This is a genomic window from Cohnella nanjingensis (assembly GCF_014212125.1).
GTDB lineage: Bacteria > Bacillota > Bacilli > Paenibacillales > Paenibacillaceae > Cohnella > Cohnella nanjingensis.
The window spans coordinates 29089-44252 of the sequence record NZ_JACJVP010000022.1 but is presented as its reverse complement, the minus strand read 5'-3'; the positions used below and the strand labels follow the sequence as shown (position 1 = coordinate 44252).

The 15164-nt window shown below is 61.8% G+C and carries 15 protein-coding genes and 1 other annotated feature; of the genes, 10 read left to right on the top strand and 5 right to left on the bottom strand.

Annotated features, from left to right (window positions below):
- The first annotated feature begins 170 nt into the window (after positions 1-170).
- Positions 171-599, top strand: a complete 429-nt coding sequence (locus H7C19_RS12825; RefSeq protein ID WP_185143049.1) for a GNAT family N-acetyltransferase — start codon at positions 171-173, stop codon at positions 597-599.
- 133 nt (positions 600-732) lie between these two features.
- A complete protein-coding gene (locus tag H7C19_RS12820; RefSeq protein ID WP_185143048.1) occupies positions 733-1362 on the top strand; it encodes a TVP38/TMEM64 family protein in 630 nt (209 codons plus the stop codon).
- A gap of 12 nt (positions 1363-1374) precedes the next feature.
- On the opposite strand, the gene H7C19_RS12815 is transcribed toward H7C19_RS12820, so the two are convergent.
- Positions 1375-2847: an MFS transporter gene (locus H7C19_RS12815; protein WP_185143047.1), complete on the bottom strand. Its 1473-nt coding sequence runs from the start codon at positions 2845-2847 to the stop codon at positions 1375-1377.
- A gap of 99 nt (positions 2848-2946) precedes the next feature.
- On the opposite strand from H7C19_RS12815, the gene H7C19_RS12810 reads away from it, so the two are divergent.
- Positions 2947-3273: an ArsR/SmtB family transcription factor gene (locus H7C19_RS12810; RefSeq protein ID WP_185143046.1), complete on the top strand. Its 327-nt coding sequence runs from the start codon at positions 2947-2949 to the stop codon at positions 3271-3273.
- Between the two features lie 174 nt (positions 3274-3447).
- Here H7C19_RS12810 and H7C19_RS12805 read toward each other — a convergent pair whose 3' ends face one another.
- A complete protein-coding gene (locus tag H7C19_RS12805) occupies positions 3448-3624 on the bottom strand; it encodes a hypothetical protein (RefSeq protein ID WP_185143045.1) in 177 nt (58 codons plus the stop codon).
- 141 nt (positions 3625-3765) lie between these two features.
- Between H7C19_RS12805 and H7C19_RS12800 the strand changes: the two genes are divergently transcribed.
- Positions 3766-4179 (top strand): DUF2203 domain-containing protein, encoded by a 414-nt coding sequence (locus H7C19_RS12800; protein WP_185143044.1) that lies wholly within the window; start codon positions 3766-3768, stop codon positions 4177-4179.
- A 220-nt stretch (positions 4180-4399) separates the two neighbouring features.
- Positions 4400-4637, top strand: a binding site (T-box leader).
- Positions 4638-4682: 45 nt separating this feature from the next.
- Complete coding sequence (locus tag H7C19_RS12795; RefSeq protein ID WP_185143043.1) at positions 4683-5864, top strand: aminotransferase class I/II-fold pyridoxal phosphate-dependent enzyme; 1182 nt, start codon at positions 4683-4685, stop codon at positions 5862-5864.
- 223 nt (positions 5865-6087) lie between these two features.
- On the opposite strand, the gene H7C19_RS12790 is transcribed toward H7C19_RS12795, so the two are convergent.
- The gene (locus H7C19_RS12790) at positions 6088-7173 is read right to left on the bottom strand and encodes a ParB/RepB/Spo0J family partition protein (protein WP_185143042.1); all 1086 of its coding nucleotides are present in this window, start codon (positions 7171-7173) and stop codon (positions 6088-6090) included.
- A gap of 185 nt (positions 7174-7358) precedes the next feature.
- Between H7C19_RS12790 and H7C19_RS12785 the strand changes: the two genes are divergently transcribed.
- From H7C19_RS12785 to H7C19_RS12765, 4 genes are all read left to right on the top strand, one after another.
- Complete coding sequence (locus tag H7C19_RS12785; protein WP_185143041.1) at positions 7359-7676, top strand: ArsR/SmtB family transcription factor; 318 nt, start codon at positions 7359-7361, stop codon at positions 7674-7676.
- 652 nt (positions 7677-8328) lie between these two features.
- Positions 8329-9453 (top strand): NADH:flavin oxidoreductase, encoded by a 1125-nt coding sequence (locus H7C19_RS12780; RefSeq protein WP_246469473.1) that lies wholly within the window; start codon positions 8329-8331, stop codon positions 9451-9453.
- A gap of 235 nt (positions 9454-9688) precedes the next feature.
- Positions 9689-11743 carry a PrsW family glutamic-type intramembrane protease gene (locus H7C19_RS12775; protein WP_246469472.1) on the top strand — a complete coding sequence of 685 codons (2055 nt, stop codon included), beginning with the start codon at positions 9689-9691 and terminating at the stop codon, positions 11741-11743.
- Between the two features lie 22 nt (positions 11744-11765).
- Positions 11766-12089, top strand: a complete 324-nt coding sequence (locus tag H7C19_RS12765) for a barstar family protein (protein ID WP_185143040.1) — start codon at positions 11766-11768, stop codon at positions 12087-12089.
- Positions 12090-12167: 78 nt separating this feature from the next.
- Here the strand turns inward: H7C19_RS12765 and H7C19_RS12760 are convergent, their stop codons facing one another.
- A complete protein-coding gene (locus H7C19_RS12760) occupies positions 12168-12983 on the bottom strand; it encodes a PPK2 family polyphosphate kinase (RefSeq protein WP_185143039.1) in 816 nt (271 codons plus the stop codon).
- A gap of 143 nt (positions 12984-13126) precedes the next feature.
- Between H7C19_RS12760 and H7C19_RS12755 the strand changes: the two genes are divergently transcribed.
- A complete protein-coding gene (locus H7C19_RS12755) occupies positions 13127-13690 on the top strand; it encodes a 5' nucleotidase, NT5C type (RefSeq protein ID WP_185143038.1) in 564 nt (187 codons plus the stop codon).
- Between the two features lie 372 nt (positions 13691-14062).
- On the opposite strand, the gene H7C19_RS12750 is transcribed toward H7C19_RS12755, so the two are convergent.
- Complete coding sequence (locus H7C19_RS12750) at positions 14063-15163, bottom strand: GerAB/ArcD/ProY family transporter (protein ID WP_185143037.1); 1101 nt, start codon at positions 15161-15163, stop codon at positions 14063-14065.
- Between the last annotated feature and the right edge of the window lies 1 nt (position 15164).

Genomic DNA, 15164 nt, shown 5'->3' with positions numbered 1-15164 from the left:
TGCGGAAATGGAACAACGCCGGTACAGGACTCTCGGCCGCGGATCAAGAATATGTCCAGGAGCAGGGAAGCAGCCATCGCGTTCGCGCTCCAGGCGCGGAAGGGTGCGCAGCCCCAAAACGCCCCGCTCGCCGAGGGGGCGTGCGCCAATTCCAATCGGGAGGGATATCTATGAAGATCGCGCAGGCCGAGACGGCGGATGCGGAGGCCGCGTGCCGCCTGGACGCGCAGGTCATCGGGAACGATAGCCGAAGCCTCTATCTGCGCCAAGCGATCGCGCAGCGGGCGTGCGTCGTCGCCCGCATGCAGGATCGGCTGGCCGGTTTTGCGGTGTGGGACCGGACGTTCTTCGGCCATAGCTTCATCCAACTCGTCATCGTGGACCCCGTCTATCGCAGACAGGGCGTGGCGACGGGATTGATCCGCGAGATTATGGGACGGGTGCAGGCGGACAAACTGTTCACCTCGACGAACGAATCGAATGCGGCGATGCGGAACGTATGCGAGTCGCTGGGCTTCGTTCGAAGCGGTATCATCGAGAATCTGGACGAAGGCGATCCGGAGTGGATCTATTTTAGGCCGGCCGCCGGCCGGACTTAAGGCCGCGGGCTGCGATCGCCCGGGGCCTGCTGCGCCGCGGCGGTTGCGATCGGCGACGGGATGCGCTATTCTGAAATCCAAAAGACGCATACCCGAATCTCGATCCCAATGTACCCCGAGTGGAGCGCTAGCCATGTCATCCTTCGTTGATTCGTTGTCTTCCTTGACCGAAGACGACTTGAAGCTGTTTCTGGACCGGTTCCGGTCTCTCGGGCCGCTGCCCGGCATCCTCTTGACCTTCCTCAAGTCGTTCGTGCCTCCGTTGCCGACGGTCGTCATCGTAGGCGTGAACGCGGCGGTGTACGGCTTGTGGCTTGGATTCCTCTATTCGTGGTTGGGCATGATCGCGGGCTGTCTGACGACGTTCCTGATCATCCGGCGGATCGGCAGGCACCCGTACGCGGAGCGCTGGGCGGCCAAGCCGCGCGTGCAGCGGAGCATGGTATGGATCCGTCGCAACGCGTTCAGCTATGTGTTCCTGCTCAGCCTGTTTCCCGTAGGACCGTTCGTCGTTATCAACATCGCAGCCGCGCTCGCGCGAATGCCCTTAAGATCGTTCCTGATCGCCATCCTGTTCGGCAAGGCGGTCATGGTGCTGTCGGTGTCGTTCATCGGCTACGACCTGGGCAGGTTTATCCGCCAGCCGGCGGAACTGCTGTACGTGCTGCTCTTCGTGGCGGTCTCCTACGTCATCAGCAAGAAGCTGGAGGCGAAGTTCACGCGGCCGCCGGAGGCGGAGGAACCGACCGAGAAGTCGGTGTAGACGCCCGGATATTTAACCGATCTCAGCCTCGCCCTGAATGGCGCCAGCCGCCGCAGGGGCGGGGCTTTGTCGTCCGCGGGGCAGCGCGAAGGCGACGAGGAGGCCGAGCGCGATTCCCGCCGCGGCGAGATAGACGGCCGTACGCTCGCCCGAGGAGATCGCGCGGAGGAGCATGGCGCCGGTCTGCGTATGGACGCCGGCGTTGGCGACGGCGATCAAGAGCGCGAGACCGATCGCGTTCCCGATGTTGAGCGTCGTCGACGCCATGCCGGAGGCGATGCCTTGCTCCTCCTCGGAGATGCCGGTCGAAGCCGCGATCCACATCCCGGTCCAGACGATGCCCTGCCCGATGCCGGAGAGGACGAGACCCGGCACGATCGCCAGATAGCTGCCGCCGGCATAGATGCCGAGCGGAATCAAGGCCGTGCCGACGATGCCGATGCCGTGACCGATCAGCAAGCTGCTGCGCGTCGCGAGCCGCGTCGACAGGCGCTCGCCGAGCTGCGTGCCGGCCGCGATGGCGAGCGAGGGGACGAGGAAAGCGAGCCCGGTCTGCAGGGCGGAGAAGCCGTGCACGCGCTGGAAGAAGACGGTTAGGAAATAGGGGAGCGCGCCAAACGTGCCCATGAAGATAAACGTAATCGACATCCCGGCGACGAGACTGCGATTGCGGAACAGCCGCATCGGCATGAGCGGATCGGCGCTCCGCAGCTCGATCCGGACGAACAGTCCGAGGAAGACGACGGCCAGGATGGCGCTGACGAGGATGCTCGTCGATCCCCAGCCGTTCTCGGGGCCTTGCACGAGGACGTAGACCAGCAGGGTCGCGCCGGCGGTGACAGTTAATGCGCCGGGCAGATCGAAGCTGCGCCGGGAAGTTCGGGGCTGATCCCGCGGAATGAAGAACAGGGCGGCGATGGCGATGATGCCGGCCAGCGGCACGTTGACGTAGAATACGGCCTCCCAGCCGAACGCCTGCGTGAGCAAGCCGCCGAGCAGCGCGCCGAGGGTCAATCCGCTGGCGCCGGCGCCTCCCCAGACCGCGAGGGCGCGGTTGCGCCGCGGTCCCTCCTCGAACAGCCGGTTAAGCAGCGACAGCGTCGCCGGGAACAACAGGGCGCCGCCGATGCCTTGAATGGCGCGCGCGACGATGATGGCCGCCGTACTCCAGGCGAGTCCGCCCAGCAAGGAAGCGACCGCGTAGAGGGTGAGGGCGAAGACGAACATTCGACGCTGGCCCGCCAGATCGGCTGCGCGTCCGCCGAGAAGCATGAAGCCGCCGCAGAAGATGGTGTAGGCGCTGACCACCCACTGCAGGGATTGTTCGGTGAAGCCTAATCCGCGGCCGATCTCCGGAAGGGCGACGAACACGATGTTGATGTCGAGCGCATAGATGAGCTGCGCGAACGCGAGCAGGGCCAGACTTAGACCTAAGAATCGGCGCTTGCTGCCGGCTGCATTCAGCGCGGGGGATGGCATGGACATGGTACCGTTCACCTCATGTTTCAAATTATTTTGAAATGATGAGGCTGATTATATTTCAATTTATTTTGAAATGTCAAGCGCGCGTGGTATAATGGGGACATGAGACAAAACGATGAACGCGCATTCGCCCAAGCGGCCAAAGTGCTAAGCGATCCCATCCGGCTGCAAATCTTGTCGCTGCTCAAGGAAGGACGGATGGAGGAAGACCTCGCTCCCGTCTGTTCGGTCATGCCCGGCGCCGTCTGTCCGGAAGATCTGAGGCAGCGGCTGGAAGACATCTCTTCGTCCAAGCTGTCCTATCACCTGAAGGAGTTGAAGGAACAGGGATTCATTCAGGAATGCAGAGAGGGCAAGCGGATCTACTACAACCTGCTGCCGGAACGCTTCGAGCGGTTCGTGCAGGCTTTGCGCGATTATTACCGGTGACGGGGACGTCCGATGCCTCGACCTGCCCCTGAACAGACGAAGCCCGGTCCGCGTGGGACCGGGCTGATCGTCGTCGCCGCAGCGGGCTGTGCGCTCGCTCCGCCGTGCTGATTCGATGAGGCGAGATTCGGGTTCGTCCTCTGTAGAGGGGACGAATCCGCAAGGACTGCGGCCTTATTGCTCGCGCTCGGACGCTTGGTTCGAGGACGCGTTCTCCTCGAAGACCTCTGCCGCTTCCTCCGCGGAGAACTCCGTATCGTCTTCGCCCGGGGCGGGGATTTGGTTCAATTTGGTCGATTGAACCTCCGATTTGGACGCCTGGTCGCGGTTGTGGTTTTGTTCGTGGGCCATGTGGACACCTCCTTTTTTCCAATTTCCAACAAATTATAGTTTCCCGTTGCGCTTGCTTTTTATGCAGCGCGGCGGCCTGCGGGCAGGAATGGCAATCGGAGAGGGGATCGATTACACTTTGGGGAAAGGAGTGGATGCGTCATGACGACCCGAATCTTTACGCCTGGCGAAGCGGATGCGATGCTGCCGGAATTGAACGAGGATCTGAACCGGCTGCAGACGTTGATGAGACAGTTCGAGGAACGCTGTCGGGACCTGCAGTCGCGGAAGGCCGCCTATGCGCCTCCTGCAGGACAGTCGGCCGGAGGCGATGATCCGTTCTTCGTGGAGGAGGGCCAACTCGACTTCATGCGCGTCGAAGCGGATCTCCTGATCGCGAACTTCGCGCGCAAGGGCGTGCTGCTTAAGATGATCGAGCCCGGCCTGATCGACTTCCCTGCGATCGTGGACGGGCAGGACGCGCTGATCTGCTGGAGGCAAGGGGAGACCCGCGTGACCCATTACCACGGTTGGCACGACGGCTATCAGAACCGCAAGCCGCTGCCGGAGGCGTAGCCGGGGCAGACCGTCTGCTTGAAGGGGAGGCGGTACCGGCGGTTGCCGGATGCGCATCCTCAGGCGCTGTTTGCCGGAACGGCAAGACCGCCCCCCCGGCGCCCGCCTTCGCCGGCCGCGGTCGAACCGGCCCGACGGGAAGCGGGTGCGGTGGCGGGAGAATTTCGTATTGCCACCCTCGGCGATATGGCTTATAATTACCGGTAACTTCATAACGGTAGAAGATTCGATGAAGAGAAAGAGTAAGTTATCCGACTGATCCGCAGAGAGTTGGGGCAGGTGCGAACCAACGTTCAGGCGATAACCGAACGCCATCTCCGAGAAGCAGGCTGAAGCCGAGTAGGTGCTGCCGCATGTCCAGCGTTAACGGGACCGCGTATTGATGGATACGTTGTAGAGTGCCGCTTCGTTGGGAAGCGGAACTAGGGTGGTAACACGGGTGCAGACTCGTCCCTTTTGGGACGGGTTTTTTTTGTTTTTATCGACCAAGGGAGGGTTCACGCATGACGTATTCAACGGATTCAGGAATAGGCAGCCTGCTGTCGCCGCTCGTACGCGATATGCCGCCTTCGGGCATTCGCAAGTTCTTCGATTACGCGGCGGGACGCAAGGACGTGATCTCGCTGGGCGTCGGAGAGCCGGACTTCGTCACGCCCAAGCCGGTGCGGGATGCATGCATTCGCGCGCTGGAGAAAGGCAGGACCTCCTACACGCCGAACGCCGGGCTGCCGGAACTGCGCGAGGCCATCGCCGGCTATCTGTCGGCGCGCTTCGAGGTCGACTATGATCCCGCGGACGAAGTGTTGGTGACCGTCGGCAGCAGCGAAGCGATCGACCTGGCGCTGCGGGCCCTGATCACCGATGGAGACGAGATCCTCATCCCCGTCCCCTGCTACATCTCCTATTCGCCGATCGCCTATCTGGGCGGGGGCAAAGCCGTCCAGATCGCCACTCGCGCCGAGAACCAGTTCAAGCTGACGGCCGAAGCGCTGACCGCGAAGCTGACGCCCCGATCCAAAGTGCTCGTGCTTTGCTACCCGAACAATCCGACGGGGGGCGTCATGACGTACGAGGATTGGCTCCCGATCGCCAGAATCGCCGAGGAGCGGAATCTGGTCGTGATCGCCGACGAGATCTACGCAGAGCTCACATACGGCGGCAGCCATACGAGCTTCGCTTCCCTGCCGGGGATGAAGGATCGGACGCTGCTCGTGAACGGCTTCTCCAAGGCGTTCGCCATGACCGGCTGGCGCGTAGGCTATGCTTGCGGACCGCGTGAACTGCTCTCGGCCATGCTGAAGATTCACCAGTACACGGTGATGTGCGCGCCGATCCTCGGCCAGATCGCGGCACTCGAGTCGCTGCAGATCGGCATGGAAGAGATGGGCTTCATGGTCGAATCGTACGACGGACGACGGCGGTCCTTCGTGAAGGGACTGAGGGAGATCGGCCTGCCGTGCCACGAGCCGCTGGGATCGTTCTACGCGTTCCCCTCCATCGCCCATACCGGGCTGAGCTCGGAGCGGTTCGCGCAGCGGCTGCTGGAGGAGGCCGGCGTCGTCACGGTGCCCGGCCACGTCTTCGGCGACGGCGGGGAAGGCTTCATCCGCTGCGCCTACGCCAGCTCGCAGGCGCAGCTGGACGAAGCGCTGGAGCGGATGCGCGCGTTCCTGCGCCGGCTGTGAAGACGCCAAGAGCCGTAATGGACGGCGGCGTCCATTACGGCTCAGCGGCTTCAAACGATACTTCGCGATGCGGGTCGGCTGACGCAAGATCGGGTCGACGGATCTAACGATACTCTCCGATACGTGCCGAGGGCGGCGTCAGCGCCTAGCTGATTCGTGGTCTTCGGCGTCCGGCCGATCCGCTCCGCTCCGCGATACCCGAGCCGCATACGCGCGCTGCAAGCTACACGGTCAGCGACTTCGCGCGGTCGCGGACCGTCTTCCACTCCGCGAGATGACGCTCGAGATTCGCGATGAGGGCGTCGACGCCGTTCAAGAACGGATCGGCTTCGCCGGCCGGGAAGCGCGCGAGCGACTGCAGGTCCTCGACCGGCAGCGAGCTCTGCGCCGGGAGCGCGGCCAGCAGGCGCTGCAGCTTGTCCTGAATCGCCAAGCCGGCAGGCGCAACGGCGTCGGAAGCGGGGGCGGCGCCTTGTGCTCCGGCAGCGAACGGAACGGCGGATTGCGCCTCGCCGTCTGCCGCTGCCGCCGTCGTAGATTCCGGCTCCGCCCCCTTGGTCTTCTTGGCCGGCTTCGGCTCGGAGGCCTTCGCCCGCTCGGCCTTCGTCAGCTCGTAAGAGGACCAGGTCTCGATCAGCGAGGGGCCGGTCTTGTACAGCAGCTTGGACTTGATCCCGTCCGAGATGTCCTTGTCCTTGAACAGGCGCGCGATCTTCTTCACGTCGCTCACGGGCATCTCGTCCCGCGCCATGATGAGCGCGAGCGGATCGCGGTACTCCATCGGCAAGTCCTTGAGCGGCAGGAGCTGGTCTTCCGTGAGCAGATCCTTGCGGATCTCGGTGCCGCCGACGATCAGCTTTTTGACGGCCGGGCCGAACTTCAGCAGCTCGCACTTGTTCTTGATGTAGGATTCGGGCTTGCCCAGCTTGCCGGACAGATACTTGACCGAGCTGTTGAACTTGGACTCGTGCAGCAGCTTGTGGAACGCCTCCGCTTCCTCGATCGGAGAGAAGCCTTGGCGGGTCAGGTTCTCCGCGATCTGCTCCAGGTAGATCTCCAGCTCGTCCGTCACGTCGGAGACGATGCAGGGGATGGTGGGGCGGCCGAGCGTCTTGCAGGCTTTGTAGCGCCGATTGCCGTATATGATCTTATAGCGCCCGTCGCCGGTGTTCCTTACCTTAATGGGGGACAGCAGGCCAAGCTCCTCGATGCTGTTCATGAGCTCCTGCAGCGCTTCTTCATCGAATTGATAGCGAGGCTGGTCGGTATCTTCGTCGATCAGACTTGTCCGGATTTCTACTATGTCCATCTGCGATTCTCCTATCACTCCATCAAGACGACGGGTATTGGCGAACTGTGGGAACATTTGTATGATGATATTTGTATTATATATCACGGTCCGATGCGTGGGAATCATAGCTTAGCTTTGTTATAATTGGAGCATGACGGGAGACGCCCTCCCTAATTCCCAAGAGAAAGCGATGTCGGACGACTATGGATACCGAGAGCTGCCTCCAGATCATCAAGGCGTTGTCGAACGAGACCCGCCTCCATATCATGCGCTGGCTTCAGACGCCGGATGAACATTTCGGTCCCCAGAACCTGCCCGCGAACGGGGAGTTCGACGGCGGGGTCTGCGTGGGCGCGATTCAAGAGCGATCCGGCTTGACCCAATCGGTCATCTCCGGTTATTTGGCCACGATGCAGAAGGCAGGGCTCCTGGAATCGCGGAGATACGGCCAGTGGACGTATTACCGGCGCAACGCGGAGACGATCGACCAATTCCTGGCCCAGTTGAGAATAGAGCTCTAGCCATTCAGAGCTGCGTAAGGCTTCGCCCTTCCTGGAGGAGGCGAAGCCTTTTTCTGTCATACAGGATGTATAAGTTTCACGCCTATCCACTTCTGTAAGACCACCGATAAAAACGTGTTACCCTCTTCCGAGAAGACGGCAAAGCCGGTTTACTTGTGGGGGCGGCTTCACATTTGCCGTTCAAGATAGGGGTAAACTTATCCTTCTCGACAAACGTCGGGAAAGCAACAACTTGCAAAAGTACAATTTTTTTTGCCCATTTTGGCGTTAGGAAGGAATTAACTTGTAAACGTACAACTTATTTGGGCCAAAATCACCGAACAAGCGAAAAGGGGCCGAATAAGTGGTACTTTTGCAATTTATTCTTGTTTGGAGGACGTTAGTGGCGAAAAAAGTGGTACATTTACAACTTCTTCAGTCTGTTGGCTGCTGCCGGCCGTTTTTTTTGATCATGCGCACCTAGATGTATCAAAAAGTATAAGTTTCACGCTGCTGTGCTGATCCGTCTCCGATAATAACGTGTTACCCTCTTCGAGAAGACGGCAAAGCCGTTTTGACTAGTTTCCCGAGTTTTCTGCTTGCAATTGAACGAATTTATCTATATATTCATAATTATAGATATACAAATCCAATTGCCCGTGGAGGGATGTCCATGTCTTCCGATCAAACGCAAATGACCCGTTCCGTTCAACCGCTGTTCAAACCGTTCGCGAACGATAAATGGTCCTTGGCCAATCGCATCGTCATGGCGCCGATGACCCGCGGCTTCTCGCCGGGGGGCGTGCCGGGACCGGATGTCGCCGCCTATTACCGCCGTCGCGCCGAGAACGGCGTCGGTCTGATCGTCACCGAGGGGACGGTCATCAACCATCCGGCGGCCGCCGCCGACCGCAATGTGCCGCACTTCTACGGAGAGGCGGCGCTCGAAGGCTGGGCGAACGTCGTGAAGGAGGTTCATGCGGCAGGGGGCAAGATTATTCCGCAGATCTGGCATGTCGGAACGGCACGCCAGCGCGAGACCTTCCCCGATTCGGACGCCGCGCCGATCGGACCGTCCGGGATCGCCGCGCCTGACCGGCAGGTGTCCGAGCCGCTGACCGAAGCCGAGGTCGTCGATCTGGTCGGAGCGTACGCGGATGCCGCGGCCGCGGCCAAGCGCATCGGCTTCGACGGCGTCGAAATCCATGGCGCGCACGGCTACCTGATCGACCAGTTCTTCTGGGACGTCACGAACAAGCGCGAAGACCGCTACGGCGGGGATCTCGTCCAGCGCACCCGGTTCGCGGTCGAGGTCATCGAAGCGGTCCGCAAGGCCGTCGGCCCCGACTTCCCGATCGTCTTCCGCTTCTCGCAGTGGAAGCCGACCGATTATACGGCGAAGCTGGCGAAGACGCCGGAGGAACTCGAACGGTTCCTCGCGCCGCTCGCGGCCGCGGGCGTAGACATCTTCCACTGCTCGACCCGCCGGTTCTGGGAGCCGGAGTTCGAAGGCTCGGAGCTGAACCTCGCCGGCTGGACCAAGCGGCTGACGGGCAAGCCGACGATCACCGTCGGCTCGGTCGGACTGGACAACGAATTCACGAACGTATTCGCGGGCCAAGGCGCGGGAACCGACAACATCAACGGCTTGATCGACCGCCTCGAACGCGAGGAATTCGATCTGGTCGCGGTCGGCCGCGCGCTGCTGAACGATCCGGCTTGGGCGGCGAAGGTCCTCGAAGGCCGTCTCGGCGAGCTCGAGCCGTTCTCGCCGCAAGCGCTGCGCAGCCTGTCTTAAGCCGGGGGAGCGGCGCGAGAGACTCCGATCGCTTCCCGATCGTTTCCGCTGCATCTCCATACGCGTAACTCGTATCCGTTCCAAGCGAACGGAAAGTCCCGAAGCGTCCCACGACGCTTCGGGACTTTTTGCGTGTCAGGGCCTAGCCGCATCTCCATAATTAGGTCTCGCTAGGGGGTTGGCGCTGTGTTACTTTGGGGGTACTTCATTCGGTAGAAGGGAAAAGGAGGGAGCAATGACAAATCGCATATGGCGGATCCGTACGGGAATCCGGGACGCGGCCGAGGCCGCCTATCGCGCTTGCGCGGCATGGATCGGAAAATATCCGGCCTTGCAATGGCTGTACGCGGTCTTCGCCTGGATCGCGTTCGCCTTCCTCGTCTGGGGGCTGATCCGGTACGAGGATTCCCGCACGATGCTGGTTCAGTACTTGTGGTCGTTCTATGTCATGCTGCAATTCTGGTTCCTATGCCGAAGCAAGACGCTGCCCTGGAGGCAAGTCTCCTTCGTGGCGCTGTCCGGCGCGCTGCTCGTCGTGCCGTTCACCGCGCTCACGCTGAACGCGATCCACGCGCTGGCGGGCGGCGACACGCGGGACACTTGGTCCATCGCCGTCGTGACGCCGATCGTCGAAGAGGCGTGGAAGCTGCTGCCGCTCGGCCTGTTCCTCTTGTTCTCCCGGCGGGCGTCGGCGCTCAGCCTGAGCGATTACGCGATCATTGGAGCGGCTTCGGGCGTCGGGTTTCAACTGATGGAGGAGCTGACGCGCCGTTGGCTGAATTCCGGCATCCTGGGGAGAAAGTTCGGATACAGCTACACGATGCTCGGCGGAGAGACGATCCATTGGGACTTCTTCTCGCTGTTCCCCGGCCGGTTCGAACCGAGCTTGTTCCCGACGGTCATGAGCGTGAGCCATCCCGTGCACACGGCGCTCATCGCGCTGGGCTGCGGGATGGCCTGGCGGCTGCGGAAGCGCACGGCCAATTGGGCTTTCGCCTTCCCCGCGATCCTGCTGTTCTGGTCGATCCTCGATCATGCCGCGTACAACGGTCAGAACGATCTGCCCCATTGGGTGATGCGGCTCAATGAATGGACCGGGAGCGGATACGCGACGCGAGGGTTCTTCCTCTACTTGCTCGCCGCGGCGTTGATCTGGGATTACGTCTCCTTGAACCGGGTGCGAGGTCATCTGCCGGTCTATCGTTACGAGCCGCTGCTGAATCCCTTCTCGGAGCTGGCGGGCATGACAGCCGCTCTGGTCGGCCGCGGCCGAAGCTTCGCGCATGTCCTGCGATTCTATAGGGAGCGCAGGGAGCTCGGCTTCGCGCTGCGCTACGGAAATGCGGAAGCAGCCGGCCGCGTCGGCGCCCTTCAGGCGAGTCTGGACAGCCGATTGGCGAGGCTGGCGGCGGGGGCCGTCGTCTTCCTGCTGCTAGCCGGCGCCGGGGCGGGAATTGCGATCTATGCCGGTCAAGCCGATCATGTCCCCGGGGACGGCGCGTGCTTCGCCTGCATGTTCGATTCGCTGCAGAATTGGTGGGATCGCCTCAGCGGATACGAGCAGGGGGCCATCGTACTGGGCGCGCTTGCCCTCGCGATGCTGTTCGTCGGCTTCTGGCCGGCGCTCGGCTTCGCGATGACGGTGGCGGGCACGGCCGGCAGCGGCCGCGAGATCGCGGGCTACATCCGCGATCCGCGGAAGCTGCTCACGCCGGAGAATGCGGCCGCGGTCGCGGTCGGCATCGTCTTGAACCGGATTCCGTTCGGCAGAGGGCTGCAGTGGCTTGCGAAGCGCGGGCGCAAACGCTTCGGAGGCGCCATCGACAAACTGGGGGCGAAGGTGCGACAATGGGGGGAGCGGTGGTCGCCGAAGCCGCCCGCGAAGCCTCCCGGACGCGGCCCGGACAACGTCGCCAGCCACGCCAAGTACAAGGAGCTGCTCCAAGTCACGGAGGCGGCGAATCCGCTCGTCGACAGCTTGCGTCAGACGGGGCGCCTGCCCGCCCACTTCGTAGACAAGACCACGGCGGCGCAGCACGGATACAAACCGGGCAAGGCGTTGAACAACTATGTGCCGGGCGGGCAGATCGGCGGCGATATTTTCCACAATACGACCAAGGTGCTGCCCGACTCTCCGGGTCGGATCTGGCACGAAGCGGACGTCGGGCTTAAGAACACGATGTCCCGGGCGAAGCAGCCGGGCACCCGGCTGCTCTACTCGAACGACGGCTTGATGTACGTCACCTCGGACCACTACAAGACGGTGAACTTCATCGGCCGGTACAAATAAGCGGAAGAAGGGGATTGCGGACATGGCGGCCTATGAGGACGAAGAGGAAGAAGGGCAGGAACGTCTGCCTAGCGTGACGCTCAGCGTAGGAGGAATTCGATCGGCCGACGAGCTGCATGCGCTGCTGAAGCGGGAACTAGACTTCCCCGACTACTACGGCATGAATTGGGACGCGTTCTGGGACGCGATCACGGGACTGGTGGAGCTGCCGGAGGAGCTGGTGCTGGAGGGTTGGAGCCGCCTAAGCCAGGCGCTGCCGAACGACGCGAAGCTGCTGCGGGAGCTGCTGGAGCGTCGGAATGCGGAATTCCCGGCGTGGAAGTGCGAGATTCGCTACCTCGATTAAACGAACGCCTATCGCAGAGAAGCCTGCGCATCCTCATGGACGCGCAGGCTCCTTTGTTATTTCGCGACGACCGCGTCCTCATTGGAGATCGGCTTCGTCGATCGGACCCAAGCTCGCGAGGTCCACCTCCGGGAAGCTAAGCTCCATCCGGTCGAAGACGGAGACCAGAATGCGCAGCACGAGATAGTCGCGGAACCAGCGGCGATTCGCCGGGACGACATACCACGGATTCCGCTTCGTGCCGGTCGCCCGGAACGCGTCCTCATAGGCCGCCGCATAGGCGTCCCAGTGCTTCCGCTCCGCGAGGTCGCTCGGGTCGAACTTCCAGCGCTTCTCCGGATTCTCGAGCCGCTGCCGGATTTTCTTCAGTTGAAAGTCCTTGGAGATGTGCAGGAAGATCTTCACGAGGACGACGCCGCTGTCCGCAAGCAGCTTCTCGAAGTTCTGAATGTGCTTGAGTCGCGAGGTGGCTTCCTTCTTGTCGATCGTCCCGTGGACGCGGGTGATCAGCACGTCCTCGTAGTAGGACCGGTTGAAGGCGGCGATATACCCTTTGGCCGGGGTGAGCTTGTGCGTGCGCCAGAGGAAGTCGTGGGCGGACTCCTCCGTCGTCGGCTGCTTGAAGCTCTCCGCCCGGAAGCCCTGCGGGTTCAGGCCGGAGAGGACCTTGTTGATGACGCCGTCCTTGCCGCTGCAGTCCATCCCTTGGAACAGGATCAGCACGCCGCGGGATTTCCCCGCGAACAGCTTCTCCTGCGCCTCCTGCAGCCGTTCCTTCAGTTCGGCGATCTCCGCGGCTACTTCTTCCTTGCTCTGGAAGGGCGCGGTGTCGTTCGGATCGATGTCTTGCAGCGAGATGGCGCTCTTGGTGTCCAAGCGATAACGGTTCAGCATAGGGCTCCCTCCCGAAATATGGGCTCTAATAACGTATTACCTTGGTTCGGCGGTCGGCAATGAGCAGTCGAACGGTTGTGCCTTTTGAAGATCGTTCTGGTAAGATGAGTGTAACATACCCGTCAGCGGATAAGGAGAACGCGATGAAGTTCGGATTTGACATCGACGATACGTTAATTAACTTGCGCGAGCACGCTTTTCATCTCTATGGCCGGAAGCTGGGACGCGAAGTCGCGATCGAACGCTTCCGCGAATGCGCGACCATCTCGGTCCACGAACTGTTCGGCTTGTCGGCCGAGGAGGGGCGGCGGATGTGGCAGGAGCTGCAGGGCGAGATCTACTATACCGCCTGTCCGCCGTTTCCGGATGCCGTCGAAGTGCTGCATGAGCTCGTAAGGCGGGGCCACGAGGTGTACTACATCACCGCGCGGACGCCGGAGCACTGCGAGCGGACTCGGGCCTGGCTGATCGCGGCGGGCTTCCCGGTCGCGGAGGGACGCTTCTACTGCGGCATGGGCGACACGGAGAAGATTCACGTCATCCGCGAGCTGGGGCTGGATTATTACTTCGACGACAAGCCGGCCGTGCTGAACACGTTGGGGGATCTGGATCTGCAAGTGTACGCGAAGGATAACGGGTACAACAGGCATCTGGACATTCCGCGCATCGGTTCATGGCGCGAATTGTTAGACTTGTTAAAGGAATAGGCGGCGTCCGTACGGGCGGCGGTTGGAACGGAGACGGGCAAGCCCTCGCCGCGGCAAAGCGGGCTTGTCCGTTTTCATAGAGAGCGGCAGGAAGGCGGACCGGGGCGCCCTCGAAGCGGGAGATAACCGCATCTTCGGGTTAACGGACGAGGATTGGCGCCGCTCAGGCGGGAGATAACCGCAAATTCAGGTTAACGGACGAGGATTGGCGCCGCTCAGGCGAGAGATAACCGCAAATTCGGGTTAACGGACGAGGATTGGCGCCGCTCAGGTGAGAGATAACCGCATCTTCGGGTTATCGGACGAGGATTGGCGCCGCTTCTCCCGTCTCTCCCCGGTGTCGACCGAACGACAAGATGCCTTCCGGCTCGATCAGCCGGAAGGCATCTTTTTGGCGCGGCGGCCGCGCCATTTGGCGATCCCCCACAAGACGAGCGGCATGCCGAACATATGGAACGGCAGAATGAACGGCATGGCGATCTTCTGCGGAAATAGAATGGAGCTGTCCAAGAAATTTCGGGGTAGCAGCGCCAGAACGAGGCAGACGGGCGCGATGAGCTTGATCATCCTGCGCCAGTCGGCGACGCCGACCCACTGGGCGGCGCCGTACGTCGTGACGAAGAAATAGAGGGAGACTTTGACGAATACGCCGGTAATCCAGATCGCGACGACGAACGCGTCCAGATTCTGCACGAAGTCGAAGTAGGAGACGTAGCGTACCAAGTTAAAGTAGGAGTACGTCTCGCTCGCGCTGGCGTTCGCCCCCCGGACCGCGATAATGGTGAACGTCGTTGCGGAGGTCAGCAGGGAAGCGACGGCGACGCCTAACAAAGCAGGGCGGAAGCCGCTCTTCGGGCGGGCGACGAAGGCGAACAGCATCACGAGCATCACGCAGTCCCCGAGGAACGTCGCGGGGGGGAGCGCCCCCTTCAAGACCGTCATCCAGCCGGAATCCAGATAGACGGGCGCGATATTCTCGATGCGGGCTTCCCTCGCGACGAGCAGCACCGGAATGGCGACGCCCAGCAGGATGAACGGCCCCATCAGCTCGCTGCATCGGGCGATCGTCTCCAGCCCGGCGCCGGTGACATAGACCGCGACCAGCAGCATGCCCGCGATCGGGACCAGAATCGGCGTCTCGGGCAGAATCGTACTCATGATGAGATCGGCATACTGCCGCAGAATAATCGAGAGAACGGAGATCCAGAACGCCAGATAGAGGAAAACGACGGCGTTGCCAAGCCACTTCCCGAGCAGGGTTCTCGTATATTCGACGAACGTCCGGTGGGGATGCATCAGGCTGACGCGCGAGCTGACCGCGGCGATGAAGACGCCGATCAGGCCGGCCGCCAGCGTCGAGATCCAGGCATCCTGCCGGGCGACCATAATGGCGGGATTGATCGTGAGCAGGATGGTCATGCCCACTTGCATCGTCGAGATCAACCAGAACAGCTGGGTGCCGCTGATCCGCATC

What these genes read in the sequence shown, in the direction of transcription:
- H7C19_RS12765 (WP_185143040.1), top strand. Translation starts at nt 11,766, where the DNA reads ATGGCGGCCTATGAGGACGAAGAGGAAGAAGGGCAGGAACGTCTGCCT.
- H7C19_RS12810 (WP_185143046.1), top strand. Translation starts at nt 2,947, where the DNA reads ATGAGACAAAACGATGAACGCGCATTCGCCCAAGCGGCCAAAGTGCTA.
- H7C19_RS12820 (WP_185143048.1), top strand. Translation starts at nt 733, where the DNA reads ATGTCATCCTTCGTTGATTCGTTGTCTTCCTTGACCGAAGACGACTTG.
- H7C19_RS12760 (WP_185143039.1), bottom strand. Translation starts at nt 12,983, where the DNA reads ATGCTGAACCGTTATCGCTTGGACACCAAGAGCGCCATCTCGCTGCAA.
- H7C19_RS12805 (WP_185143045.1), bottom strand. Translation starts at nt 3,624, where the DNA reads ATGGCCCACGAACAAAACCACAACCGCGACCAGGCGTCCAAATCGGAG.
- H7C19_RS12815 (WP_185143047.1), bottom strand. Translation starts at nt 2,847, where the DNA reads ATGTCCATGCCATCCCCCGCGCTGAATGCAGCCGGCAGCAAGCGCCGA.
- H7C19_RS12755 (WP_185143038.1), top strand. Translation starts at nt 13,127, where the DNA reads ATGAAGTTCGGATTTGACATCGACGATACGTTAATTAACTTGCGCGAG.
- H7C19_RS12800 (WP_185143044.1), top strand. Translation starts at nt 3,766, where the DNA reads ATGACGACCCGAATCTTTACGCCTGGCGAAGCGGATGCGATGCTGCCG.
- H7C19_RS12780 (WP_246469473.1), top strand. Translation starts at nt 8,329, where the DNA reads ATGTCTTCCGATCAAACGCAAATGACCCGTTCCGTTCAACCGCTGTTC.
- H7C19_RS12750 (WP_185143037.1), bottom strand. Translation starts at nt 15,163, where the DNA reads ATGCGGATCAGCGGCACCCAGCTGTTCTGGTTGATCTCGACGATGCAA.
- H7C19_RS12785 (WP_185143041.1), top strand. Translation starts at nt 7,359, where the DNA reads ATGGATACCGAGAGCTGCCTCCAGATCATCAAGGCGTTGTCGAACGAG.
- H7C19_RS12825 (WP_185143049.1), top strand. Translation starts at nt 171, where the DNA reads ATGAAGATCGCGCAGGCCGAGACGGCGGATGCGGAGGCCGCGTGCCGC.
- H7C19_RS12795 (WP_185143043.1), top strand. Translation starts at nt 4,683, where the DNA reads ATGACGTATTCAACGGATTCAGGAATAGGCAGCCTGCTGTCGCCGCTC.
- H7C19_RS12790 (WP_185143042.1), bottom strand. Translation starts at nt 7,173, where the DNA reads ATGGACATAGTAGAAATCCGGACAAGTCTGATCGACGAAGATACCGAC.
- H7C19_RS12775 (WP_246469472.1), top strand. Translation starts at nt 9,689, where the DNA reads ATGACAAATCGCATATGGCGGATCCGTACGGGAATCCGGGACGCGGCC.